Below are 23,069 nucleotides of genomic sequence, written 5' to 3' on the forward strand. Positions count from 1 at the left end.
CGGTCACGGCCCGGCTTCGGTCATCCTCCTCGGCCCGGCCGGGGCCGGCGCCTGGCCTTCCGCCGACGGGGGCGTACTCGGGGGCGTGCTGACGATGAAGCGCCGATGGCCATGGCCCGAGGTCATCGGGTGCTGCGTGTCCGACTTCGCCGAGACGATCAGGCAGACGCCGGCGACGACGATGGCCGTGGCCAGCATCGCCTGCCAGGTAAGGGGTTCGGCGAAGAGCAGCCAGCCGAGCCCCAGCGCCACCACCGGGTTCACGTAGGAGAAGGTGGTCGCCACCGAGGGCGTTACATTGGCGGCGAGAAAGCCGAAGGCGGTGAAGCCGACCACGGCGGTGAGGATCAGCCAGCCGAGGCCAAGCCAGGATTGCGTCGATACGGCGTGCCAGTCGAGCCCGGTGACATCGCCCATCAGGCTAGCCGCGGCCAGCAGGACGGCACCGCCGCAGAGCAGCTCCATCCCCGCCGCCAGGCGCGGGTCGTCCGGCAGGCCGGCGCGCGGCGCCAGCACCGCCCCGAGCGCCCAGGCGCACTGGCTGGCGACCAGCAGCGTGACGCCGAAGGGATCGAGATCGGCCCCGGGCCGGAGCAGCAGCCCGAGCCCGGCGACGCCGATCACCAGGCCGATCAGGGCGCGGCGGGCCGGGCGCTCGCGGAAGAGCAGGTAGCCGAGGCAGGCGGCGACGATCGGCAGCAGGCCGGACATCACCCCGGCGATGCCGGAGGGCACGGTCTGCTGGCCGAAGGTGCCGCCCCCGGCGCCGAGGGCGAGGATCAGCAGGCCGATCCCGAGCGCGGCCAGCCAGTGGCGGCGGGTCGGGCGGGGGGCGCCGGTGGCGCGCGACCAGAGGAACAGCACCGCGCCCGCCACGATCCCGCGGATGCCGACGAGGAGCAGCGGCGGCAGCGTGTCGAGCGCGGCCCGCGCGCCGGCCGGGCCCGAGCCGAAGCTGGCATAGGTGGCGGCCAGGGCGAGGGGGATGCGCCAGTCGATGCCGTGAGGAAGCAGGCGGGCGAGGGGCTTGGCCGCGGCGCCGTCGCTCACGCCGATGGAACCCGGCAGGCCGGGGCGAAGCGCCATCGGATCGGGTCGTGCTGGAAAGGGGCCATGCTTGCCTCCGGCGTCGGCTGCCAGCAGGCGAACACGGGAGGCTCCGCAAAGTTCGGGAGGCGGCCCACGCGCTCCGGCGCCACCGCCGAAGCCGGCGGCCCGGGGGCCGCGAAGCGGCTTCGCGGGGGAGTTCTAGCGTCCCTTCTCCTTCCGCCAGGCGGCGAAGATCTCCCGGTTCTTCGGGTCGGTCATCGGGTAGAGGCCGCGGATGGTATGGCCCGCGGCCACCCGCTCCTGCACGAAGTCCTCGCCCACCGTCTGCTCATAGGCCTCCTCGGCGACCTGGTCCGCCAGATGCGCCGGGATGCAGACCACCCCCTCGCCATCGCCCACCATGATGTCGCCGGGATAGACCGGCACCTCGCCGCAGGCCACCGGCACGTTGAGGTCGACCGCGTGGTGGCGGATTAGGTTGGTCGGGGCGCTCGGTGCCGCGTGGTAGACCGGCCAGGGCATCCGCGCGACCTCCGGCGTGTCGCGGAACCCGCCATCGGTGACGGCTCCGGCGACGCCGCGCACCATCAGCCGCGTCAGCAGGATGCCGCCGGCGCTGGCCGCCTTCGGGTCGCCCCGGCTGTCGACGACGAGGACGCTGCCGGCCGGGCATTCCTCCACGCCCTTGCGCTGCGGATGGTCGGGGTCGAGGAAGGCGTCGAGCTTGTCGAGATCCTCCCGCGCCGGGATGTACCGCAGCGTATAGGCCGGTCCGACCAGCCGCGGCGCCTCCGGGTTGATCAGCCGCGGGCCCTGCAGAAACAGGTTGCGGAAGCCGTGCTTGAACAGCACGGTGGTGAGCGTCGCGGTGCTGACCTCGGCGAGCTTGCGGCGGCTGTCGGGAGTCATGGTCGTCCTTGCGCAGTGGGCGGGCTGCCGCACTGTGCCGCCGGCCCGCCCTGGCTGTCGAGGAGGCCCGGCGGGGCCGGCCGGTCGATCACCAGCGCTCGCGCCGCGCGGTCCGTCGCGCCGAAGGGAAGCGGCAAGGCAACGCGGCGCCCGATCGGCGGCATCGCCGCCGGCTGCGCCGCTACCGGTCGGGGAGCCAGATCTCCAGCGTGCCGAGGCTCGGCGCCGGCTCGAAATTGCGGAAATCCTGAATCGCCCAGCCCCGCCCGAGGCGGCCGGCGAGGCGGGCGGCGGCGGGCGCATCCTCGCCATGAAAATAGCGGACGACCCGCTGCGACGGGGTGGCGGTGACGACACGCGCCTCCCCCAGGTCGAAACCGGCCTCGCGCAGCTGCGGGGCCAGCTCGGCCGCGGCATTGGCGGCGGCGGTGGAGCCGGCGCGCAGATGGATGAAGACGCGGGGCTGGCCCGGCGCCGCCGTGGCCACCGTCTCCGGCAGGCGGAGCGGGCGGGGCGGGGCGCCGAGCTGCTGCGGCGGCGCGGGCGGCTGGGCGGCGGCCAGCTCACGTCGCCCGGCGGCGAGGTCGCGGCGCAGGCCGGCCAGCTCCGCCTCGGCCGCGGCACGGCTTTGTCGCAAATTGGCCAGCTCCGCCTCGGCCGTGGCACGGGCTTGGCGGAGGCTGTCGAGGCGGGCCTGTTCGGCGGCGATATCGGCCTCGATCGCAGCGCGCCGGGCTGCGGAATCGGCCGGCGCGGGAGCCAAGGCAGGGTTCGGAGCCGGGGCAGGGGGCACGGCCGGGGCCATCGGGTCTATGCTCGCCACTGGCGGGGCAGGCCGCGGCGGCGATGAGCGGAGGCCCAGGCCGAGCGCGACGCCGCCCACCAGCCCAACCAGGGCCAGGACCAGCCCAGCCGGGCCGGTCCAGGACATACGCTTCTTAGGCCGCAGCAACGGGGGAGCGGGTGGGCGTCTCGACACGATGCGCGGGTTACCTCAGGCCAGTGGGGAGGCGCCTCAGAGGCGCTCCTGGCCCTCAACGACCAGCTCACGGTCCGGGTTCTCTGCCAGGCTCTGGGCAGCCAGCGCCCTGGCCATCTGGCTCAGCGCCTCCTGGTGCTTCTCGTTGTCGATCAGCGCGAAGTTCCGGGCCAGCTCCAGGCACATGCGCTGGCGCGGGGAGATCTCGCTCGGCTCGCTCTCATCGGCCAGCCCCTCGAAGAACCAGGACACGGCGACGTTGAGCACCTGGGCGATCTCGAACAAGCGGCCGGCGGAAATACGGTTCAGGCCGCGCTCATATTTGTGAGCCTGCTGATAAGTAACCCCGATCATCCGGGCGAGTTGCTGTTGAGAGAGGCCCATCATCACGCGCCTCTCCCGGATCCGGGCGCCGACATGGCGATCCGCTGCATTTGCCCGTTGACCCATTTTGGGAGCGGCGGGACGCGGCGAACCGGTTTCGGTGCTTGCTGGCATATTGTATCCCTCGGGGCCCGTGGTTGTCTCACCTTGGGCAATGCCGTGGGATGTCCCTCGTTCCACCGCAACGCGTGACGAACGCGTGATGGATGGAGAACGGTTCCGATTCACCCGGGGCGCGAGGGATCCGCCTTGGCATGCTGCAACTCGGCCAGCTGACGGCGCAGCGATTCGACTTCGGCCTTCAGGGATTCAATGGTTTGGCCCGACTGGGGGCCGGCGGGCGGTTGGCCTGGCCCCGCCTCGGACGGGCGGAAGGGCGCGAAGAGGCTCATCGCCCGTTCCATCATCGCCATGTTCTGCTTGCTGACCTCCTCCAGCGTCGGGAAGGGCATGAACCCGCCCATCGCCTGCTCCATGGAGCGGCGCATCTGCGTCTGCTGGCGGGCGAAGCCGTTCATCGCCACGTCGAGGTAGCGCGGCAGCACGGTCTGCAAGCTGTCGCCGTAGAAGCCGATGAGATGGCGGAGGAAGCCCTCGGGCAGCAGGTTGCGCCCCTTCGACTCTTCCTCGACGATAATCTGCGTGAGGACGGAACGCGTGATCTCCTCGCCCGATTTGGCATCGTAAACGACGAAGTCGCGGCCCTGGCGAACCATGCCGGCCAGGTCCTCCAGGGTCACGTAGCTCGAGGATTCCGTGTTGTAGAGGCGGCGGTTGGCGTATTTCTTCACGACCACCGGCGGAGTCGCGGATGGCTCTGGCATTGGTTCGGCGCGGGCGGTGGTGTCGGCCATGGCGGTTCCGATGCGGTTCTTGTGTGAAAGGCCAACCAGCGTAGCACGGCGCAACGGCCCGCGCGGAAGCGGGTTTTTGCGTCGCACACAATCGCGCGCGGAGGTGCGGCATGGCGGAAGAGGGCGGGCTCGACCGGCTGGCGGAGGAGTGGATCGGGCTTTGGCAGGAAGAGATCGGGGCCCTCGCCGCGGATGCCGACATGATGGCCGCCTGGCGGCTGATGCTGGGCGGATTGCCTGGCGCATGGCCCGGAGGCGCGCCACGTGAGGCGGGGCCCGCGGCCGCTGCCGTTGCACCTGGGCCTGCTCGGGATGCGGCGATGGCTGGCGATGGCGGCGCTGCCGCTGGCCTCCTCGACCGCATCGCCGCCCTCGAAGCCCGGCTGGCCGCCCTCGAAGCCGCAGGTGACGAGCCTCGCCGCCCGCCTCGCCGCAAGCGGCCACCCACCTGAGGCCTTCGCCCGGGCCGTCTGGCGGGCGCTCGATCGGTCGGATGCGGCGCTGCTGGCCGGCATCCGCGCCTATCGCCGGCATCCTTGGCGGCGCGAGGCGCCGTCGCTGCCCGTGCTCTGGGCCGAAGGCGGCAGCCGCCTGCTCGATTACGGCGGGGAGGGAACCACGATCCTCGTCGTGCCCTCGCTGGTGAACCGAGCGGACATCCTCGATCTGATGCCGGAGGCCTCGATGCTCCGCCACTTGGCGGGTCAGGGCCTCCGGGTGCTGCTGCTCGACTGGGGCGAGCCCGGCCCGGTGGAGCGGCGCTTCGGCCTCACCGACTACGTCGCCGGGCGGCTGGAGCGGGCATTGCGGGCGGTGGAGGAGCCAGTGGTGCTGGCCGGCTACTGCATGGGCGGCCTGCTGGCGATGGCCGCCGCCCAGCGCCGGCCGGAGCGGGTGCGGGCGCTCGCCCTGCTGGCAACGCCCTGGGATTTCTGGGCCGAGGACGCCGCGCGCGCCCGCTCCCTCGGTGCCCTGCTCCCGGGGCTGGAGCCGCTGCTGGCGGCGACCGGCGCCCTGCCGGTCGATGCGCTCCAGGCGCTCTTCGCCGCGCTCGACCCCTTCGCCATCCCCGAGAAGTACCGCGGCTTCGCCACCCTCGACCCGGAGAGCGCGCGGGCCCGGCGCTTCGTCGCGCTGGAGGACTGGCTGAACGACGGCATCGCACTGGCCGCACCCGTGGCCCGCGAGGTGCTCGGCGGCTGGTACGGCGCCAATGCCCCGGCGCGCGGCGAATGGCGCATCGCCGGCGAGGCGGTGGAGCCCGGCCGCCTCGCCATGCCGAGCTTCCTCGCCATCCCCTCGCGCGACCGGATCGTCCCGCCGGCCTCGGCGCTGGCGCTGGCGAAGTCCCTGCCCGGGGCCCTGGTGCACGGGGCGGCGGCCGGCCATATCGGCATGGTGGCCGGGCAGGGGGCCGAGGCGGCGCTGTGGCGGCCGCTGCGGCAGTGGCTCTCGGGGCTCGGCTTGTAGCCAGGGGCGGCGCAGGTCCAGACTGCGCCGCATCACAGCGAATAGGGTGGGAGACCCAGACATGACCGATATCGTCATCGCCTCCGCAGCACGCACGCCGGTAGGGAGCTTCTCCGGGGCCTTCGCCAGCCTGCCGGCGCATACGCTGGGCACGATCGCACTGAAGGCCGCCATGGAGCGCGCCGGGGTGCGGCCGGAGGAGGTGGACGAGGTCATCCTCGGCCAGATCCTGACCGCGGGCGCGGGGCAGAACCCGGCCCGCCAGGCCGCCGTCGCCGCCGGCATCCCGGTCGAGCGGACGGCTTTCGGCATCAACCAGCTCTGCGGCTCGGGCCTCCGCGCCGTGGCGCTCGCCGCCCAGCAGATCGCGACGGGCGATGCCAGCATCGTCGTCGCCGGCGGGCAGGAAAGCATGACCCAGGCGCCGCATGCCCAGCAGCTCCGCGCCGGGCAGAAGATGGGCGACCTCCAGCTCGTCGACACCATGATCAAGGACGGGCTGTGGGATGCCTTCCACGGCTACCACATGGGCACGACCGCCGAGAACGTCGCGCAGAAGTACCAGATCACCCGCGAGCAGCAGGACGAGTTCGCCGCCGCCTCCCAGCGCAAGGCGGGCGAGGCGATGAAGGCCGGCCGCTTCCGCGACGAGATCGCGCCGGTGACGGTGAAGACCCGCAAGGGCGAGGTGACGATCTCCGACGACGAGTACCCGAAGCCGGAAACCACGCTCGAGGTGCTGCAGAAGCTGCGCCCCGCCTTCAGCAAGGACGGCACGGTGACCGCGGGCAATGCGAGCGGCATCAATGACGGCGCCGCGGCGCTCGTCGTTATGTCCGCCGAGGAGGCCCGCAAGCGCGGCATCACCCCGCTGGCGCGCATCGCCTCCTGGGCGACGGCCGGCGTCGATCCCTCGATCATGGGCACGGGGCCGATCCCGTCGAGCCGGAAGGCGCTTCAGAAGGCCGGCTGGGACATCTCGACGCTCGACCTGATCGAGGCGAACGAGGCCTTCGCGGCGCAGGCCTGCGCGGTGAACAAGGATCTCGGCTGGGACACCTCGAAGGTGAACGTCAACGGCGGCGCCATCGCCCTCGGCCACCCGATCGGTGCCTCCGGCGCGCGCGTGCTCAACACGCTGCTCTTCGAGATGCAGCGCCGCGAGGCCAAGCGTGGCTTGGCGACGCTCTGCATCGGCGGCGGCATGGGCGTCGCGATGTGCCTGGAGCGGGTGTAAACTAGCGGCGGGGTCCGGGGCCAAGCTTTGGCCCCGGCGGGGTGCAGGGGCAGAGCCCCTGCATTCCCTTCAGCAGAAATGCGCGCCGCGGGTCTCGACCGGCACCATGTAGAGCGACTGGCTCGCCGTCATATAGAGATGGTTCCGGCGCGTGCCGCCGAAGCAGAGATTGGCGCAGATCTCCGGCAGCCTGATCTGCCCGATGCGCTGGCCATCCGGTGCGAAGACGTGGACGCCGTCATAGCCGTCGCCGACCCAGCCGGCGCCGACCCAGACATTGCCCTGTTCGTCGCAGCGTAGGCCGTCGCCGAAGCCCGACTTTCCGTTCAATTCCATGTCGCAGAAGGTGCGCGGGTTGGTCAGGCGCGGCCCGTCCACGTCGAACATCCAGATGATGTTCTTCGCTTCATCGTAGTGGGACTTGCCGCTGTCGGCGACGTAGAGGCGGCGGTAGTCGGGCGAGAAGCAAAGGCCGTTCGGCTTGAAGGGCTGGTCGGCCACCTTCGCCACCTGCCCGGTCTGCGCATCGATGCGGTAGATCGCCTCCTTGATGAAGGGGCGGGGGCTGTTGGCGGATTCGGGCACGCGCTGGCCCTCATAGTTCATCAGCGCGCCATAGCCCGGATCGGTGAACCAGATCGCGCCGTCCTGCGGATGCACGACGCCATCATTCGGCGCGTTGAAGGCGCCGTCCGGCCCGCGCGCCGCGAGCACCGTCGTGCTGCCATCCGCCTCGTAGCGCAGCACGTCGCGGTGGAAGTGGCGAAAGGCGATCTGCCGCCCCTCGCGGTCGAAGGTATTGCCGTTGGAGAAGCCCGATGGGCTGCGGAAGCGGCGATGCACGGACTGGTCCTCTTCGACGAGGCGGAGGCATTCGTCGTTCGGGATGTCGGACCAGATCAGGAAGCGGCCGGTCGCGTGCCAGGCCGGCCCCTCCGCCCAGCCATAGCCGGTGCCGAGGCGGCGGATGGTGGTGTTGCCGAGCTTCGCCGTGAAGCGCTTCGGGTCGATGGCAACGATGTCGGCATCCGGGTAGCGGGTGGGCGCGGCGCCGCGGTCATAGCCGCGCTGGGCCTGGGCCGGGATGGCGGCGCCGGCCGCGAGCGCACCGGCGAGCGCGCCGAGCGAGCGGCGCCCGATGATGGGATCTGCCATGCATTTCTCTCCCCCGCCGCTTCGGGTGCGGCGAGGGAGAAGGCTTGCACGGCCGCTGCCGCTCCGGACTTCGCGATGGCGTGGTTACGCCAGCGTGGTGAGGTCCTGGAACCAGTGCTGCGCCTGGGTGTAGCCGCGCACCTTGTTCGAGGCGACATGCGGGTTGGTGTCGTGGACGACGAAGACAAGCAGCGCCTCGTTCACCGCCTTCTCGTGCACCTTCGCCATCAGCCGGTCCACCTCGGCGGGGTCGAAGGTCTGCATCGCGGTGTCGATTAGGCGGTCCATCTCCGCATCGCGGTAATGACTCCAATTCACCCCTGTCGGCGCGATCTGCTTCGAGTGGAAGAAGCGGATCAGCGCATAGAGCGGGTCGCTCGTCACATAGGCGACGTTGTTGGCGGTGGCGTTCTTCGCGAGATCTCCCGCCGCCCCCTGGCGCCAGCAGGTATAGAGCACCTCCAGCTCGACGGGCTCGAACTCCAGCGCGATGCCGACCTCGCGCCAGCTCTGCTGGATGTACTCGTTCATCGGCATCGACAGCATCTGCCCGCTGCCGCCGGTGGCGACGAGGAAGCGCGTGCGCAGCGGGTTGCGCGGCGAGAAGCCGGCCTCGCCCAGCAGCCGCCGCGCCTCGGCCGGGTCGTGCCTGACCTTGAAGCTCGGATTGCCGAACCAGGGCGATGAGGGATCGACCACGCCGACCGCGGGCTTCGCCAGCCCGTTCATCAGCGCCACCACCCCGTCGCGGTCGATGGCGAGGTTGGCGGCGCGGCGCAGCCGGATGTCGCGCCAGGGCGAGCCCTCCAGCAGGCTCAGATGGTAGTTCCACACATGCGGCGTGACATTCTCGATGATCCGCGCGCCCGATTGCTTCAGCCGCGGCACCAGGTCCGGCGCCGGCGTCTCGATGAAGTCGACCTGCCCGGTCAGCAGCGCATTGGTCCGCGTCACCGCATCCGGCGCGCAGACGAGGATGATGCGGTCCGCCTTCGGGATGCGCTTCGGGTCCCAGTAGTCGGAGTTGCGCACCAGCTCCGCGCTCGCCCGCGGCGTCAGCTTCGCCAGGCGGAAGGGCCCGGTGCCGGAGGGCTCGGCGGCGAACCTCTCCCAGCTTCGCCCCAGCTTCTCGTACTGCGCCGGCGATGAGATGAGGAACCAGAGCATCTGGTAGGGGAAGATGCTGTCGACGGATTTGGTGGTGACCTCGACCGTCATCGCATCCAGCTTGCGCCAGGATGCGACCGAGGGCAGCCGCGGCCGCACCTGCGCCGCCTGCCGGTTGTCGAAATGCGGCGCCTGTGGGTTCAGCACCTTCTCGAAATTCCAGATGACCGCATCGGCATCGAAGGCCGAGCGGTCGTGGAATTTCACGCCCTCGCGCAGCCGGAAGACCCACTTCTTCCGGTCGGCCGGGTCGGCCTCCCAGCTCGTGGCGAGGCCGGGGACCAGCTTGCCCGGCCGGTCCGCCACATCCATCTCCCAGGCGACGAGCGGGTCATAGATCGTATACCCGGTGAACTGATAGGCGCCGGCGCCGCGATCCGGCTGGCCGGTGGTCTGCGGGATGTCGGCCATCGAGATGCCGTAGCGGATGACGCGCTCGCCTTGGGCGGCGGCGGGCGGCACTGCCCAGTCATTGGGCATGAGGGCGAGGCCGGATGCGCCGAGAAGGGCGCGGCGGGAGAGGGACATGCGGGAACCCCGGGCTTTCGTTTCAGCCTGGGACAGCAATCCCCATGCCGCTGCTCCGGGTCGCCCCCTTCCGCCGGCGTCAGGCCGTCTCCGCCATCACCACCCGGCGCCGCCGCCCGCCCGCCGGCACCGCTCCCGCCGGGATCAGCTCGGAGAAGTCCTTCGTCGCCTCCATCAGCGCGACCCCACCGAAGCCGGGGCAGAGCCGGCTGCCCAGACGGTCCCAGCCCCCCGCGCCCCGCAGCAGCAGCCGGCTGCGGAAGGGCGGCACGAAGAGTGCCGAGTCCCGCCGCGTCACCGCAAACATCTGCCGCCGCAGCAGCCGCTCCAGCTGGCCCGCCGAATAGGGCTCGCCATGGCCGAAAGGCGTATGCTCCAGATGCGCCCAGAGCCCGAGCCGGTTCGGCACCGCGACCAGCAGCCGCCCGTCATCCTTCAGCACCCGCCAGGCCTCGCGCAGCAGGCGGCGGGCATTCTCGGCATGCTCCAGCCCATGCACCAGCAGGATGCGGTCGAAGAACAGGTCGGGGAAGGGCAGGGCCTCGCCCTCGCCGATGGCGGTGCGACTGCGGGCGCTGCGCGGCCAGCGCCATTCCGGCAGGTGCGGCGGCAACAGGCTGACGCAGCGCGCCCCGCCCCGGTGCCAGATCCGCAGGAAGGGGCTGGCATAGCCGAGGCCGAGCAGCGCCGCCCCGCGCGGCAGCTCCGGCCAGGCCAGGCGCAGCCGCTCGCGCAGCAGGCGCGCGGCGACCAGCCCCACCGAGGTGGCATAGAAATCCCGCAGGCCGTGGACCTCGTGGCGCATGGGGAGGATATAGGACAGATCGGCCCCGGAGTTCACGGGGCAGCGTGAAGGAGGTCCCCGCCATGCCGGTCTCGGCCACTGCGATTCCCTGCCTCTCCGACAATTACGCCTGGCTGCTCCGCGACGCCGCGACCGGGACCATCGCCGTCTGCGACCCGGGCGAGGCGGGGCCGGCCATCGCCGCGTTGGAGGCGGCGGGGGGCCGTTGCGACCTCATCCTGCTGACCCACCATCATGGCGACCACATCGACGGCGTCGAGGAGGTCCGCGCCCGCTTCGGCGCCAAGGTCGTGGGCGCCGCCGCCGACGCCCACCGCCTGCCGCCCCTCGACCTCGCGCTGAAGCCGGGCGAGTCGGTCTCGGTCGGCGCGACGCAGGGCGTGGTGATCGACACGCCCGGCCACACCGTCGGCCACATCGCCTTCCACTTCGCCGAGGGGGACGTGCTGCTCTGCGGCGACACGCTCTTCTCCCTCGGCTGCGGGCGCCTGCTGGAGGGGACGGCGGCGCAGATGTTCTACTCCCTCGAGGCCCTCGCCGCCCTGCCGGAGGCGACGCTGGTCTGCTGCGGCCATGAATACACCGAGAGCAACGCCCGCTTCGCCCTGACGGTGGAGCCCGACAACGCCGCCCTCCAGGCCCGCGCCGCCGAGGTGAAGGCCGAGCGCGCCGCCGGCCGCGCCACCGTGCCGACGACCATCGGCGAGGAGAAGGCCACCAACCCCTTCCTCCGCGCCGGCGACGTGGCCCGCCTCGCCGCCATCCGCACCGGCAAGGATAATTTCCGCTGAATCTCCGCGATCCGGGGCTGGAGGCCGCGGCGGTGATCGCCGCCCTCGGCCTCCGCCCGCATCCCGAGGGCGGGCATTACCGCGAGACCTGGAGGGACGAGCCGCTCCGCGGCAGGCGAGACGCCCCGCCCGATGGCAGCCGCGGCGCGGGCACCGCGATCCTGTACCTGCTCGCCGCCGGGGAGCGCAGCCACTGGCACCGCGTCGATGCCGCCGAGGCCTGGCACTGGCATGCCGGCGCGGCCCTGGCCCTCGACCTCTCGCCGGATGGCCGGAGCATCGAGGCGCTTCGCCTCGGCCCCGATCTCGGCGCGGGGGAGGGGCCTTTCGCCCTGGTCCCGAAGGGCTGCTGGCAGGCCGCGCGAAGCCTCGGCGCCTGGACCCTGGTCGGCTGCACCGTCAGCCCGGCCTTCCGCTTCGAAGGCTTCGAGATGGCCCCACCGGGCTGGGCGCCGGGCTGACGGCGCCTCAACCTGGCGCCGGAACCCCCGCCGCGGCGCCGATCCGGCCCGGCCTCGGCCTGGCCGCCCGCTGGCGCAGCCCCTCGGCCCACATCTCCCCCACCCGGAGATCCTTCTCGTAGGACCCCATCGAGAGCGAAGCCGCGCCCGTATAATGCGTCAGCTCGCCGAAGAGCGGCCGCCCGTCAATCAGGTAGAAATCCACGCGGACGGCATCGAAGGGCGCGCCGAGCCGGGCCGCCAGCTCGCACAGCCCCCGCGCCTCGGGTAGCGGGGCCGGGTCCTCGGGGAAGTCAGCCGGGTCGAACTCACCGAGGTCGAGCGGCTCCAGCGTGTATGGGTCGTAGTAGAAATGCCGCTGCGCCGGGCCGAACCGGCCACGGATCACCTTCAACAGCCGCGGCTGCCCGCCGAAGACGAAGAGCTTGTAGTCCTCCGGCACACCGCCGTCGCGCCCGCGCAGGAATTCCTCAACGAGGATGCGGCGGGGGATGTCGCGATAGCCCCACTCCTGCGCCTGCTCGTAATAATTCTCCTGCATCCAGCCATCGAGCGTGCGGATGGCCTCGGCGCGGTCCTGCTTCGCCTTGTCGGGGACCAGCAGGTTAAAGGTGCAGCCATGGTTCGTCTTGGCGACGAAGCGCTCGGGCAGCGCATCCCAGGGAATGTCCGCTGCCCGCTCCCAGACGCCGACCAGCGGCACCAGCACCTCGGCGCCGACCCGCTCGGCCACCCAGTCGCGCACCCGCACCTTGTCGAGGGTCAGCGGGATCAGCGGGTTGCGATCGTCGAGAATCTTGCGCGCGAGGCGCTCGTTGAAGGTCCGCGGATGGCGCAGATCGGGCTCGTAGCCCAGCGAGGCGCGCATCACGTTGCGCATGCGGCGCCGGGCGCGGAGGCGCCCGAGCCACGGAATCCGATCGGCGGCGGAATGGAGGACCGGGCGCCAAGCTTGCGCCAGCCAACCGCGACCGCGGCTGGGTGAATCGAAGGGCAAATCATCCTCCCGAACAGGGCAGTCACCATCCTGGCGGCGGAGCCCAGGTCACCCCCCAACGAAGGGTTCCGCGGCGGGTTGCCCGATGCGAAGGTGGAAAGCTCGCCGGCATCGCGTCTGGTCAGCCAGCCGGCCCCGCGCCACCATGCGGAAAACGCCGGGAGGAAATGATCAGCCCGACCGCATCCGCGGCGCCGCCGCCGCGCCTTTTCGCCCTGCCCGATTTCCGCCGGCTCTGGTTCGTCGGCCTCGTCATCTTCCTGGTGCGCTGGCTGGAGACGCTGGCCGTGGCGCTTTTCGCCTGGCAGGCCACCGGCTCCGCCTTCCTCGTCGCCATGCTGGGCATGCTCCGCATCCTGCCGATGGGCCTCTTCGGCGCCGTGCTCGGCGCCGTCGCGGAGCGGGTGGAAGCCTGGACGGCCCTGCTCGGCATCGTCGTCATCAGCCTGCTGACCTCGCTGGTGCTGGCCGTGCTCGCCCATGCCGGGATGCTCGAGGTCTGGCACCTTGCCGTGGCAAGCTTCGTCAACGGCCTCTCCTGGGCGGCCGACAACCCGGTGCGTCGGGTCATGGTCGGCGAGGTGGCGGGTGCGGCGCGGATGGGCGCCGCCATGTCGGCCGATGTCGGCAGCAACAATGCCAGCCGCATGCTGGGGCCGACCCTCTCCGGCCTGATCTTCGCCGCGGTCGGCATCGACGGCACCTTCCTCGTCTCGGTCGCGCTCTACGCGCTGGCGGTGGTGGCGATGCTGCGGCTGCGTTACCGCAGCGGCGTCCGCGCGGCCGACGGCACCGGCGTCGGCGCCCGCATCCGGGAGGGGCTGGCGGCCGTCAGGGCCGATCCACGGCTCTCCGGCACGCTGCTCGTCACCATCGTCTTCAACATCTTCGGCTGGCCCTTCACCAGCCTGATCCCCGTGGTGGCGGCGGACCGATTGCAGCTGGGGCCGGAGGCGGTCGGCGTGCTAGCCAGCATGGACGGAGTCGGCGCCTTCCTCGGCGCGCTGGCCGTCGCCGCCTGGGTGCGGCCGCCGACCTACGGGCGCTGCTATCTCGGCGGCATCACGATGTTCTTCCTGATGCAGATGCTCTTCGCCCTGGCGCCGCACCCCTGGGCAGCGGGGGCGGCGCTGCTGCTGACCGGCTTCGGCCAGGCCGGCTTCAGCATCATGCAGGCGACGCTCGTCTATCGCCTCGCGCCGGCGGCGCTGCGCAGCCGCGTGCTCGGCCTGCTCTCGGTCTGCATCGGCATCGGCCCCATCGGCTTCCTCCATATCGGGCTGCTCGCCGACTGGCTCGGCGCGCCCATGGCGGCGGCGATCAGCGGGGCGGAGGGGTTGCTGGCGCTGGCGCTGACGCGCAGGCTCTGGCGGCACATCCCGAACGGGGAGGAACGCCCATGAACGACCTCACCATCCGCGCCCTGCGGACGACCCTGCTGCGCCTGCCCTGGCCCGACGACCCCTGGCTGGCCAACCACCCGCTCGGGCCGATGCGCGACCTCGTCGTGGTCGAGGTCGAGACCGCCGCCGGCATCACCGGCATGGGCTACCTCCACCTGCTGACGCTGCCGCTCCAGCGCACCATCGGCCTCTGCATCGAGGAGGCGATGGCCCCGCGCGTGATCGGCCGCAGCGCGACGGAGGTCGAGGGCATCTGGCAGGATCTCTGGCGGATGAGCGTCACCGGCGGCCGCGGCGGCGTGACGATGATGGCGCAATCCGCCATCGACATCGCCCTCTGGGACATCCTCGGCAAGTCGGCCGGGCTGCCGCTGCATCGGCTCTGGGGCCATGTGCGGAGCACGATCCCGGTCTATGGCAGCGGCTGCTTCCGCACCTCGCTCGGCGAGGGGATGGCGGCCAAGGCCAAGCATTTCGCCGCCCAGGGCTACAAGGCCATCAAGATGCAGGCGGCGCATATCGGCGACTGGCGCCAGGACGTGCGTAACCTGGCGCTGGTGCGCGACACGGTCGGCCCCGATGTCGAGATCATGATCGACATCAACATGGGCTGGACGGCGGACCAGGCGATCATCGCCGGCCGCGCCTTCCAGGACTACGACCCCTACTGGATCGAGGAGCCGGTGCTGCCCGACGACTTCGCCGGCTACCTCCGCTGCGCCGAGGCGCTGACCACCCGCGTCGTCGGCGGCGAGACGCATTTCGGCCGTGCGGATTTGAAGCCCGTGCTGGAGAACCCCCGCCTGCCGATCCTGCAGCCGGACCCGATGCGCGGCGGCCTGACCGAGCTGCGGAAGATCGCAACGGTCGCCGACACCTGGGGCATGACCATCGCGCCGCATCTCTTCCCCGAGCTCAACGTCCACCTGCTGGCCAGCATCCCGAACGCCGCCTGGGCCGAGCAGATGGGCCTGCTCGACGACCTCTGGGTCGAGCACCCACGGATCGACGCGGGCATGATCCACGCGCCGGAGACGCCGGGCCACGGCCTCGCCTTCAGGCCGGAGGTGATGCGGGACTTCGTGCTGAAATAGGGGAAGGGCGGCCGGGACGCGTCCGGCCGCCGTCAAGCCTCAGCCAGCAAGCGCCGCAATCGCCGCATCCACGCCACCCGGCGTGTGCGGGATGCCGGCCACCTTCATCGCCAGCTCGACGGTCGAGAGCGTGCCGAGGATCATCGGCTCGTTCAGGTCGCCGAGATGGCCGATGCGGAACACCTTGCCACCGAGCGGGCCGAGCCCGCCGCCGAGCGAGACGTTGAAGCGCTTCAGCGCCACGCCACGCAGGTCGTCGGCATTGAAGCCCTCCGGCATCAGGATCGCCGTCACGCTGTCGGAGTAGCGGGCGGGGTTCAGGCAGAAGAGTTGCGGCCCATTGTTGCCCGACCAGTGCTGCACCGCCGCCCGCACCGCCCCGGCCAGCCGGTGGTGGCGGGCGAAGACATTCTCCAGCCCCTCCTCCTGCTCGATCAGCCGCAGGCTCTCCTGCAGCGCGTAGAAGAAGCTGACCGGCACCGTGCCGACGAAGCTCTTGTGCGGCCGGGCCAGCATGTTGGTCCAGTTGAAGTAATGCTTCGGCAGGCGCGAGGTCTTGTGGGCCTCCATCGCCTTGGCCGAGACGCCGTTGAAGCTCATCCCCGTATGCAGCATCAGCCCCTTCTGGCTGCCGCCGACCGAAGCGTCGACGCCCCACTCATCCATGCGGAAGTCGAGCGAGCCGAGGGAGGAGATGGTGTCCGCCAGCAGCAGCGCCGGATGGCCGGCGGCGTCGAGGGCGGCGCGGACCTCCTGCACCGGCAGCGTCATGCCCGTCGCCGTCTCGTTGTGGACGACGCAGACGGCCTTGATGCGGTGGTCGCGGTCGGCAGCGAGGGCCGCCTGCACCGCCGCCGGGTCGGCGCCGCGGCGCCAGTCGGCGGCAACTGTCTGCACCTCGAGGCCGAGGTCGCCGGCCATCCTCGCCCAGGACTCGGAGAAGTAGCCGCTCTCGACGATCAGCACCGTGTCGCCCGGCGAGAGCAGGTTGACGAGGCAGGCCTCCCAGGCCGCATGGCCCGAGCCGGTGTAGAGGAAGATGTTCTGCGTCGTCTTGAGGACGCGCTTCAGCCCGTCGATGCAGGCGGTATAGACCTCGATGAAATTCGGGTCGTTGAAGTCGACGGTCTGGTGCGCCCCGGCCAGCAGCACGGAATCCGGGATGTTGGTCGGGCCAGGATTGGCGAAGAACTGGCGGCCGCGAGGCTTCCGGGCAGGCTGCGTGGCGCTCATGGCGTCCTGATCCCCCAAGATGATGTTATCCCATCGTCATCCCATGACAGGGGGGCGGTTGCCCAGGGGGTAGATGGCGCCTCAGCCGGCCGGCAGCGGGAAGGCCTCCAGGTAAGGCCGGTAGCTCTCCTCCACATCGATCTCGAAACTGGCCAGCAGCCGCACCACCGCGCAGTAGAAGCTCGCCGTCACGACGAGGTCGGTGAGGCTGGCGGGATCGAGCTGCCCCGCCAGCTCGGCGAAGCTGGCTGGCGTGATGGCCCCGTCATACAGCTCCCGCGCCGCCCGCAGGCAGAGCCGCGCCAGCGGCTCCAGCCCCGACTCCTCGCCCCGGCTCTCCGCGATCAGCCCCCTGATGTCGGCATCGCTGACGCCGAAGTCGTAGCCGATCTTGACATGATGCGACCACTCGTAGGGCGAGCGCGCCTGCCAGCCGATCTGCAGGATCACCAGCTCCCGCAGCCGGGCATCGAGTGTCGTGCCGTGCCGCAGATACTGCCCGAGCGTGCCGAAGGCCCTCGCCGCCGCCGGGTTGTGGGCCAGGATCTTGTGCAGGTTGATGTCGCGGGCCAGCAGCGCCTGGTCCCCGGGCGCGAGGTCGGCCTTCTCCAGATAGGGCAGGCGGGCCATCGGCTTACTCCTTGAGGAAGTTGTAGTGGAAGCCGTCGGCCGCCGCCGTCACCCGCCCGGCGGTGCGGCCGGGGAAGTGGATCGGCAGCACCACGGTCGGCGTATCCGCCACCTCGGCAAGGAAGCCGCGGCGGGAGGCGATGCCCTGCTCCGCATCCCAGTCGAAGACGGTCGACCAGGCCGGCTCGCGGATCTGCAGCGCGTGGTGCATCAGGTCGCCGGTGACGACGGCGCGCTGGCCGCCCGAGGTGATGTTCACGCAGCAATGGCAGGGCGAATGCCCCGGCGTCGGCGAGAGGTGGATGCAGTCGTCGAGGGCGAAGTCGTCATCGACCAGCAGCGCCTGGCCGGCCGCGACCACGGGCTCGCAGTTCATCCGCCAGACCTGTCCGGGCGGGGTGGCGCCGCGCCGCGTCGCCTCCTCCCAGGCGGCGTACTCGCCCTTGTGGAAGACGTACTTGGCCTTCGGGAAGGTCGGCACCCAGCGGCCGTTCACCAGCCTAGTGTTCCAGCCGCAATGGTCGATGTGGAGATGGGTGCAGAAGACGTAGTCGATGTCCTCGAAGCGCAGCCCCTCGGCGCGGAAGCCCTCCAGCCACGGCGCCTTCGGGAAGTCCATCGGCGGCGGGAAGCCCTTGTCCTCGCCGGTGCAGGTATCGACGAGGATGGTGTGCTTCGGCGTCCGCACCACGAAGGTCTGGTAGGTGATGACCATCCGCCCACTCGCCTGGTCGAAGACGACCGGGTCCATCTGGGCGAGGTATTGCTTGCCCCGCTCCGGGTCGTAGGCCGGGAACATATCCTCCGGCCGCCGCCAGGGCCCGTCCCGCTCGATGATGCTGGTGATGGTGACGTCGCCGATCCTGAGGCTCTGCATGGCCGCGCTCCCGTCAGGCGTCGATATGGGCGGTGGCCTGCACGGCCGGGCGGGCGCTGAAGGCGGCGTGCCAGGCGGCCAGGCGCGGATGGCCGCCGCGCCAGTCGTATTCGGGCCAGCGGAAGTCGAGATAGGAGAGGCTGCAGCCGATCGCGACATGGCCGATGTCGTAGGGCGTCGCGTCCAGCTGCGGCACCAGCGCCTCGAGCGCCGGGATCACCGCGGCGCGCTTGATTTCGAAATTCTCGATGACGACGGCCGAGGGCTGCTCCCGCAGCACCTCGCCACGCCAGAGCAGCAGCATCTCCATGAAGCCGGTGCCGAGCGCGTGGCGCTGCATGGCGTCGATCCGCTTCGGGCCGGGCGCCGGGAAGAGCGGCGGCGCGTCGCCGAGCCCGTCCAGGTACTCGCAGATGACGATGGAGTCGAAGAGCACCCCGCCATCCGGCAGCACCAGGGTCGGGATGCGCCCGAGCGGGTTGCGGGGGAGGAGGCTGCGCTCCGTCCGCGTCAGCGCGACGACGGTCGGGATGCGCTCGATGCGGTCCGCGAGGCCGCGCTCATGCGCGCAGACCATCACCTTCCTGACGAAAGGCGAGCGGCTGGACCAATGCAGTTGCAGGCTGGGCGGCGGTGGCGCCATGGAACTCTCCCCCCATTCGTTGAGGGGAGTGTGCCCTGACGCGCCGCGGATGCAAGCCGGGGAAGCGGCTTGCGTAGGCTTAGAAGCCCTCGCGCTCCAGGCGCTTGCGCTCGACCTTGCGGGCGCGGCGGACGGCCTCGGCGGCCTCGCGGGCGCGGCGCTCGGACGGCTTCTCGTAATGGCGGCGCAGCTTCATCTCGCGGAACACACCCTCGCGCTGAAGCTTCTTCTTGAGCGCCTTCAGCGCCTGATCGATGTTGTTGTCACGAACGACGACTTGCACGCGGCCTTGCCTCCATGGGCTTGACGAAGAAACAGGAATCGCCGCTCAGGGGGCGCGGTTGCAGGCGGCTCGGTCGAAACCGGCCACCCTCGCCATCCCCACCCTGATGCGGAGGGTCGCTTCCCTAGCACGGCAAGCCCCATCGCGGGAAGCCCCCTCCCACTATGGCCCGCACGCCCCCAATTCGGGCGGGGAATGCCGGAGGAGGTCAGCCTTGGCCATATTGAAGATCGCCCGCATGGGCCACCCGGTGCTGCTGCGCGAGGCCGAGCCGGTGGACGACCCGACCCATCCCGAAATCCGCCGGCTGATCGCCGACATGGCCGAGACCATGATGGACGCCTCCGGCATCGGGCTCGCCGCGCCGCAGGTCCATGTGCCGCTCCGCCTCTTCGTCTGGCGCGGCCCGACCGGCGTCGCCGCCCTGGTCAACCCGGAGCTGGAACCCATCGGCGAGGAGGCCGACATGGCCTGGGAGGGGTGCCTGTCCATCCCCGGCCTCCGCGGCGCGGTGGAGCGCCCGCGCCGGATCCGCTATCGCGGCCTCGACGCCGAGGGCAACCCGGTGGAAGGCGAGGCGGAGGCGATGACGGCGCGGGTGATGCAGCACGAGACCGACCATCTGGACGGCATCCTCTACCCGATGCGGATGACCGACCATTCCCTCTTCGGCTTCACCGAGGAGCTGGCCCGGGCCGCAGGGAGCCCGGCGCGATGACCGAGCGCAGCGACCTCCGCGACGCCGCCATCCGCGCCATGCTGCCCGTGGCCGCCGACGAGGGCTGGAACTGGGCCACGATCCGCGCCGGCCTCGCCGCCATCGGCGAGGACCCGGCGCTGGCCGAGAGCCACTTCCCCTCGGGGCCGGCCGGCGCAGTCGCCCACTGGATCGACCTCGTCAACCGCGAGATGGAAGCGGCTGCCGCCGCCGAGGACCTGGCAGCCCTCCGCGTCCCGGCCCGCATCCGCCGCCTGATGGAGCTTCGCTTGCGTGCCACGGCGCCGCACAAGCGGGCGCTGCGCCGGGCGCTCAGCCTGCTGGCGCTGCCCTGGAACACGCCGACGGCGCTGCGCACCACGGCACAGACGGTGGATGCCATGTGGTATGCGGCGGGCGACACCTCGGCCGACTTCTCCTGGTACACCCGCCGGGCGACGCTCGCCGGCGTCTACGGCGCGACGCTCGCCTACTGGATGCGCGACGACGACCCGGAAGTGGAGGACGCGCTGGACTTCCTCGACCGCCGCCTCGCGGATGTGGCGCGGCTCGGCAAGCGGCGGCGCCGCGCCGCCTGATTGACCGGCTGATTGACCCCTGGGGCCGGGCATGGTGCGCTCCGTCGCAACAAGGACGGAGGAAGGCGCCATGCCCATCGTGCCCAACCATGCGCGGCAGCGGATGCAGGCCGGCGAGATCTCGCTCGGCTTCGGGGTGCACCACCTGCGCGGCAGCGCGGTCGGGATGATGGCCGCCGCCACCGGCTATGACTGGCTCTTCATCGACATGGAGCACGGCGCCGCCTCGGTGCAGGAGGCGACGCAGATCGCCATCGCCGCGCTCGGCCAGGGCATCACCCCCATCGTCCGCTGCTGCAAGGACGCCCTCTTCGAGGGCACGCGGGCCCTCGACAACGGCGCCATGGGCGTCGTCGTGCCGCATGTCGACACGGCGGAGGAGGCGAGGGCGGTCGCGGCCGCCTACCGCTTCCCGCCGACCGGCACCCGCTCCTGGGGCGGCCCGCCCTTCGCCTACAACTTCCAGCCCCCTTCGGTCGCCGAGGCCCAGGCCGAGCTGAACCGCGAGATCATCGTCTCCTGCATGATCGAGACGCCGGAGGCGGTGGAGAATGCCGAGGCCATCGCCGCCGTTCCGGGCGTGGATGTGCTGATGATCGGCACCTCGGACCTCACTGCCTCCATGGGCATCCCCGGCCAGATCGGCCATGAGCGGGTGCAGGCGGCCTATGCCAAGGTGGCCGCGGCCTGCGCGGCCTCGGGCAAGGTGCTCGGCATGGGAGGCGTCTACGACGAGCGCTGGGCCTCGGCCTATATCGGGCTCGGCGCCCGCTTCATCCTGGCCGGCTCCGACCACACCCTGCTGATGGCGGCCGCCGCTGCGCGCAGCGGCTTCCTGCGGGGCCTGCGCCCAACGGGTTGAGCCTGATCAAGGCGGGGCGGGGGGCGCCGGGGCATGTTCCTCCCGCCGCGCTGCGGAAGTGACTTGCGAATGGTTCTCACTGCCATTATCAACACCGCAGCGCCAGTCCGGAGAAGACGTCCGCATGCCTGCCCGCCCAACGCGACGCCTGCTTGCCCTCGCCGCCGCCGCCTGCTTCGCCGCCTGGTCCGGGCCGGCCGATGCCGCCGATGAGGTCAACCTCTACTCCTCCCGCCATTACGACAGCGACCGGGCGCTCTATGAGGAGTTCACCCGCGAGACCGGCATCCGCGTCCGCCTGATCGAGGGCGATGCCGACCAGCTCATCGAGCGCATCCGCAACGAGGGCGCCAACAGCCCGGCCGATGTCTTCATCACCGTCGATGCCGCGCGCCTCGCCCGCGCCGCCTCGGCCGGCATCCTGGCGCCGCTGCGCTCGCCGGTGATAGAGCAGCGCATCCCCGAGGGCCTGCGCGACCGCGACGGCCAGTGGTTCGCCGTCTCCACCCGCGCCCGCGTCGTCATGTACGACAAGGAGAAGGGCGCGCCCCAGGGCCTCGCCCGCTACGAGGACCTGGCCGACCCGCGCTTCCGCGGCCAGATCTGCGTCCGCACCGCGAGCCACCCCTACAACACCAGCCTCGGCGCCTCGATCCTCGCCGCCAACGGGCCGGAGCGGACGGAGGAATGGGCGAAGGGCTTCGCCGCCAACCTCGCCCGCCCGCCGCAGGGCGGCGACCGCGACCAGTTCCGCGCCATCCCCTCCGGGCAGTGCGGGCTCGCCATCGCCAACACCTACTACCTCGCCGCCATCGGCGCCTCCGAGCGCGCCGAGGACAAGGCGCTCTTCGCCCGCATCGGCGTCATCTTCCCGAACCAGGCGCCGGGCGACCGCGGCGCCCATGTGAACATCTCCGGCGCCGGCCTGGTGAAGACCGCGCCGAACCGCGCCGCCGCCGTGCGCTTCCTCGAATACCTGACGAGCGGCCCGGCGCAGGAGCGCTTCGCGCTCGGCAACATGGAATACCCGGCCGTCGCCGACGCGCCGCTGCACCCCGCGCTGCGCGCCATGGGCAGCTTCCGGCCCGAGCCGGTCGATGCCGAGCGCACCAATGCGAATGCCACGCAGGCGCTGCAGATCATGCAGCGCGCCGGCTGGCGCTGAGGGAGGCGGCGATGATCCTCTGCCTCTGCAACGCGCTCTCCGACAAGCAGGTCACCGAGGCTGTCGAGAAGGGCGCGAGCAAGCCGCGCGACGTCTATGCCCATTGCGCCTGCAAGGCGCAGTGCGGGACGTGTACGCGAATGATACTCCATATGATCCGTGACTTAGCGGCACCCGCGGTGCAAACTCCCGCTTCCTGACGACGCATTCTGCTATACAAGTCGGCCCATCCTCAGCGCGCGCCAGGAGCCCATGGCTCCTGGCGCCCTTTCGTGCCGGAGCCGCCATGAAGGCCGACCCCAAGGTTATCGAGCATCTGAACACCCAGCTCACCAACGAGCTGACGGCGATCAACCAGTACTTCCTGCACGCCCGCATCCTGCGTCACTGGGGCGTCACCAAGCTCGGCGCGCACGAGTACAAGGAATCGATCGAGGAGATGCGCCACGCCGACTGGCTCATCGAGCGCATCCTCTTCCTCGGCGGCCTGCCCAACCTGCAGCGCCTGAACCAGGTTCTCGTCGGCCAGACGGTCGAGGAAATCCTCAAGGCCGACCTCGCCATCGAGGAGAAGGCGACGGGCGACCTGCGCGAGGGCATCGCCTATGCCGAGAGCGTCCGCGACTTCGTCTCGCGCGACCTGCTGTTGAAGATCCTGGCGAACGAGGAGGAGCATGTCGACTTCCTCGACCGCCAGTTCGACCTCATCAAGCTGATCGGCATCGAGCGCTACATCCTGCTCAACAGCGCCGCCGCCCCGGACCAGCACGAGGCGGACTGACAGCCGCGCCCGGCC

General features: G+C 71.1%; 28 protein-coding genes. 13 read left to right on the forward strand and 15 right to left on the reverse strand.

Going from position 1 to position 23,069, the window contains the following annotated elements:
- Window positions 1-3: 3 nt before the first annotated feature.
- The 6 genes from EP26_RS08780 to phaR form a co-directional block, all read right to left on the reverse strand.
- Window positions 4-1,086, reverse strand: coding sequence for an EamA family transporter (locus EP26_RS08780; protein WP_043337845.1), 1,083 nt, complete (start codon window positions 1,084-1,086; stop codon window positions 4-6).
- A gap of 162 nt (window positions 1,087-1,248) precedes the next feature.
- The gene (locus EP26_RS08785; RefSeq protein ID WP_043337846.1) at window positions 1,249-1,959 is read right to left on the reverse strand and encodes a ribonuclease activity regulator RraA; all 711 of its coding nucleotides are present in this window, start codon (window positions 1,957-1,959) and stop codon (window positions 1,249-1,251) included.
- A complete protein-coding gene (locus EP26_RS34705; protein ID WP_157033452.1) occupies window positions 1,956-2,123 on the reverse strand; it encodes a hypothetical protein in 168 nt (55 codons plus the stop codon). The genes EP26_RS08785 and EP26_RS34705 overlap by 4 nt, the downstream gene beginning before the upstream one ends.
- A 17-nt stretch (window positions 2,124-2,140) precedes the next feature.
- A complete protein-coding gene (locus tag EP26_RS36755) occupies window positions 2,141-2,890 on the reverse strand; it encodes a hypothetical protein (RefSeq protein WP_052388971.1) in 750 nt (249 codons plus the stop codon).
- Between the two features lie 84 nt (window positions 2,891-2,974).
- Entirely contained in the window at window positions 2,975-3,436 is a 462-nt protein-coding gene (locus EP26_RS08795) for a helix-turn-helix domain-containing protein (protein ID WP_052388972.1), read from the reverse strand.
- Window positions 3,437-3,546: 110 nt separating this feature from the next.
- Entirely contained in the window at window positions 3,547-4,176 is a 630-nt protein-coding gene (gene phaR, locus EP26_RS08800; RefSeq protein WP_245624333.1) for a polyhydroxyalkanoate synthesis repressor PhaR, read from the reverse strand.
- Between the two features lie 110 nt (window positions 4,177-4,286).
- Between phaR and EP26_RS37360 the strand changes: the two genes are divergently transcribed.
- The 3 genes from EP26_RS37360 (at window position 4,287) to EP26_RS08810 (ending at window position 6,883) form a co-directional block, all read left to right on the forward strand.
- A complete protein-coding gene (locus EP26_RS37360; protein ID WP_245624334.1) occupies window positions 4,287-4,628 on the forward strand; it encodes a hypothetical protein in 342 nt (113 codons plus the stop codon).
- Window positions 4,582-5,646 (forward strand): alpha/beta fold hydrolase, encoded by a 1,065-nt coding sequence (locus tag EP26_RS08805; RefSeq protein WP_245624335.1) that lies wholly within the window; start codon window positions 4,582-4,584, stop codon window positions 5,644-5,646. Before EP26_RS37360 ends, EP26_RS08805 begins: the two co-directional genes overlap by 47 nt.
- 61 nt (window positions 5,647-5,707) lie before the next feature.
- Window positions 5,708-6,883 (forward strand): acetyl-CoA C-acetyltransferase, encoded by a 1,176-nt coding sequence (locus EP26_RS08810; RefSeq protein WP_043337849.1) that lies wholly within the window; start codon window positions 5,708-5,710, stop codon window positions 6,881-6,883.
- A 69-nt stretch (window positions 6,884-6,952) separates the two neighbouring features.
- On the opposite strand, the gene EP26_RS08815 is transcribed toward EP26_RS08810, so the two are convergent.
- From EP26_RS08815 to EP26_RS08825, 3 genes are all read right to left on the reverse strand, one after another.
- A complete protein-coding gene (locus tag EP26_RS08815) occupies window positions 6,953-8,038 on the reverse strand; it encodes an SMP-30/gluconolactonase/LRE family protein (protein WP_043337850.1) in 1,086 nt (361 codons plus the stop codon).
- Window positions 8,039-8,122: 84 nt separating this feature from the next.
- The gene (locus tag EP26_RS08820; RefSeq protein WP_084112404.1) at window positions 8,123-9,733 is read right to left on the reverse strand and encodes an ABC transporter substrate-binding protein; all 1,611 of its coding nucleotides are present in this window, start codon (window positions 9,731-9,733) and stop codon (window positions 8,123-8,125) included.
- Between the two features lie 79 nt (window positions 9,734-9,812).
- A complete protein-coding gene (locus EP26_RS08825) occupies window positions 9,813-10,574 on the reverse strand; it encodes a class I SAM-dependent methyltransferase (protein ID WP_245624336.1) in 762 nt (253 codons plus the stop codon).
- Between the two features lie 26 nt (window positions 10,575-10,600).
- Between EP26_RS08825 and gloB the strand changes: the two genes are divergently transcribed.
- Both gloB and EP26_RS08835 read left to right on the forward strand, forming a co-directional pair.
- Window positions 10,601-11,329, forward strand: coding sequence for a hydroxyacylglutathione hydrolase (gloB, locus tag EP26_RS08830; protein WP_043337851.1), 729 nt, complete (start codon window positions 10,601-10,603; stop codon window positions 11,327-11,329).
- 32 nt (window positions 11,330-11,361) lie between these two features.
- The gene (locus EP26_RS08835; protein WP_245624337.1) at window positions 11,362-11,790 is read left to right on the forward strand and encodes a cupin domain-containing protein; all 429 of its coding nucleotides are present in this window, start codon (window positions 11,362-11,364) and stop codon (window positions 11,788-11,790) included.
- A gap of 7 nt (window positions 11,791-11,797) precedes the next feature.
- Here EP26_RS08835 and EP26_RS08840 read toward each other — a convergent pair whose 3' ends face one another.
- Window positions 11,798-12,658 carry an ATP-grasp fold amidoligase family protein gene (locus tag EP26_RS08840; protein WP_169747373.1) on the reverse strand — a complete coding sequence of 287 codons (861 nt, stop codon included), beginning with the start codon at window positions 12,656-12,658 and terminating at the stop codon, window positions 11,798-11,800.
- A gap of 296 nt (window positions 12,659-12,954) precedes the next feature.
- Here EP26_RS08840 and EP26_RS08845 point away from each other — a divergent pair, with 296 nt between their 5' ends.
- Together EP26_RS08845 and EP26_RS08850 are read left to right on the forward strand one after the other, a co-directional pair.
- Window positions 12,955-14,190 (forward strand): MFS transporter, encoded by a 1,236-nt coding sequence (locus EP26_RS08845; protein ID WP_043337854.1) that lies wholly within the window; start codon window positions 12,955-12,957, stop codon window positions 14,188-14,190.
- The gene (locus EP26_RS08850) at window positions 14,187-15,284 is read left to right on the forward strand and encodes a mandelate racemase/muconate lactonizing enzyme family protein (RefSeq protein WP_043337855.1); all 1,098 of its coding nucleotides are present in this window, start codon (window positions 14,187-14,189) and stop codon (window positions 15,282-15,284) included. Before EP26_RS08845 ends, EP26_RS08850 begins: the two co-directional genes overlap by 4 nt.
- 39 nt (window positions 15,285-15,323) lie before the next feature.
- On the opposite strand, the gene EP26_RS08855 is transcribed toward EP26_RS08850, so the two are convergent.
- The 5 genes from EP26_RS08855 to rpsU form a co-directional block, all read right to left on the reverse strand.
- Entirely contained in the window at window positions 15,324-16,517 is a 1,194-nt protein-coding gene (locus EP26_RS08855; protein WP_043337856.1) for a pyridoxal-phosphate-dependent aminotransferase family protein, read from the reverse strand.
- A gap of 81 nt (window positions 16,518-16,598) precedes the next feature.
- Complete coding sequence (locus tag EP26_RS08860; protein WP_043337857.1) at window positions 16,599-17,147, reverse strand: carboxymuconolactone decarboxylase family protein; 549 nt, start codon at window positions 17,145-17,147, stop codon at window positions 16,599-16,601.
- Between the two features lie 4 nt (window positions 17,148-17,151).
- Entirely contained in the window at window positions 17,152-18,024 is an 873-nt protein-coding gene (locus EP26_RS08865) for an MBL fold metallo-hydrolase (protein WP_043337858.1), read from the reverse strand.
- Window positions 18,025-18,037: 13 nt separating this feature from the next.
- Complete coding sequence (locus tag EP26_RS08870) at window positions 18,038-18,667, reverse strand: glutathione S-transferase family protein (RefSeq protein ID WP_211259406.1); 630 nt, start codon at window positions 18,665-18,667, stop codon at window positions 18,038-18,040.
- 79 nt (window positions 18,668-18,746) lie between these two features.
- Window positions 18,747-18,950 (reverse strand): 30S ribosomal protein S21, encoded by a 204-nt coding sequence (gene rpsU / locus EP26_RS08875; protein ID WP_007006360.1) that lies wholly within the window; start codon window positions 18,948-18,950, stop codon window positions 18,747-18,749.
- A gap of 214 nt (window positions 18,951-19,164) precedes the next feature.
- On the opposite strand from rpsU, the gene def reads away from it, so the two are divergent.
- The 6 genes from def to bfr all read left to right on the forward strand — a co-directional run bounded on the left by def (window position 19,165) and on the right by bfr (window position 23,054).
- The gene (gene def / locus EP26_RS08880) at window positions 19,165-19,668 is read left to right on the forward strand and encodes a peptide deformylase (protein ID WP_043337859.1); all 504 of its coding nucleotides are present in this window, start codon (window positions 19,165-19,167) and stop codon (window positions 19,666-19,668) included.
- Window positions 19,665-20,246, forward strand: coding sequence for a COQ9 family protein (locus EP26_RS08885; protein ID WP_043337861.1), 582 nt, complete (start codon window positions 19,665-19,667; stop codon window positions 20,244-20,246). Before def ends, EP26_RS08885 begins: the two co-directional genes overlap by 4 nt.
- 70 nt (window positions 20,247-20,316) lie before the next feature.
- Entirely contained in the window at window positions 20,317-21,108 is a 792-nt protein-coding gene (locus EP26_RS08890) for an HpcH/HpaI aldolase family protein (protein WP_043337862.1), read from the forward strand.
- Between the two features lie 124 nt (window positions 21,109-21,232).
- Window positions 21,233-22,273 carry a Fe(3+) ABC transporter substrate-binding protein gene (locus EP26_RS08895; RefSeq protein WP_043337863.1) on the forward strand — a complete coding sequence of 347 codons (1,041 nt, stop codon included), beginning with the start codon at window positions 21,233-21,235 and terminating at the stop codon, window positions 22,271-22,273.
- 11 nt (window positions 22,274-22,284) lie between these two features.
- Window positions 22,285-22,473 (forward strand): (2Fe-2S)-binding protein, encoded by a 189-nt coding sequence (locus EP26_RS08900; RefSeq protein WP_043337864.1) that lies wholly within the window; start codon window positions 22,285-22,287, stop codon window positions 22,471-22,473.
- Between the two features lie 86 nt (window positions 22,474-22,559).
- Window positions 22,560-23,054 carry a bacterioferritin gene (gene bfr / locus EP26_RS08905; RefSeq protein WP_043337865.1) on the forward strand — a complete coding sequence of 165 codons (495 nt, stop codon included), beginning with the start codon at window positions 22,560-22,562 and terminating at the stop codon, window positions 23,052-23,054.
- Window positions 23,055-23,069: the final 15 nt, after the last annotated feature.

The sequence above is a fragment of the Belnapia moabensis DSM 16746 genome, from assembly GCF_000745835.1.
GTDB classification, from domain to species: Bacteria; Pseudomonadota; Alphaproteobacteria; order Acetobacterales; family Acetobacteraceae; genus Belnapia; species Belnapia moabensis.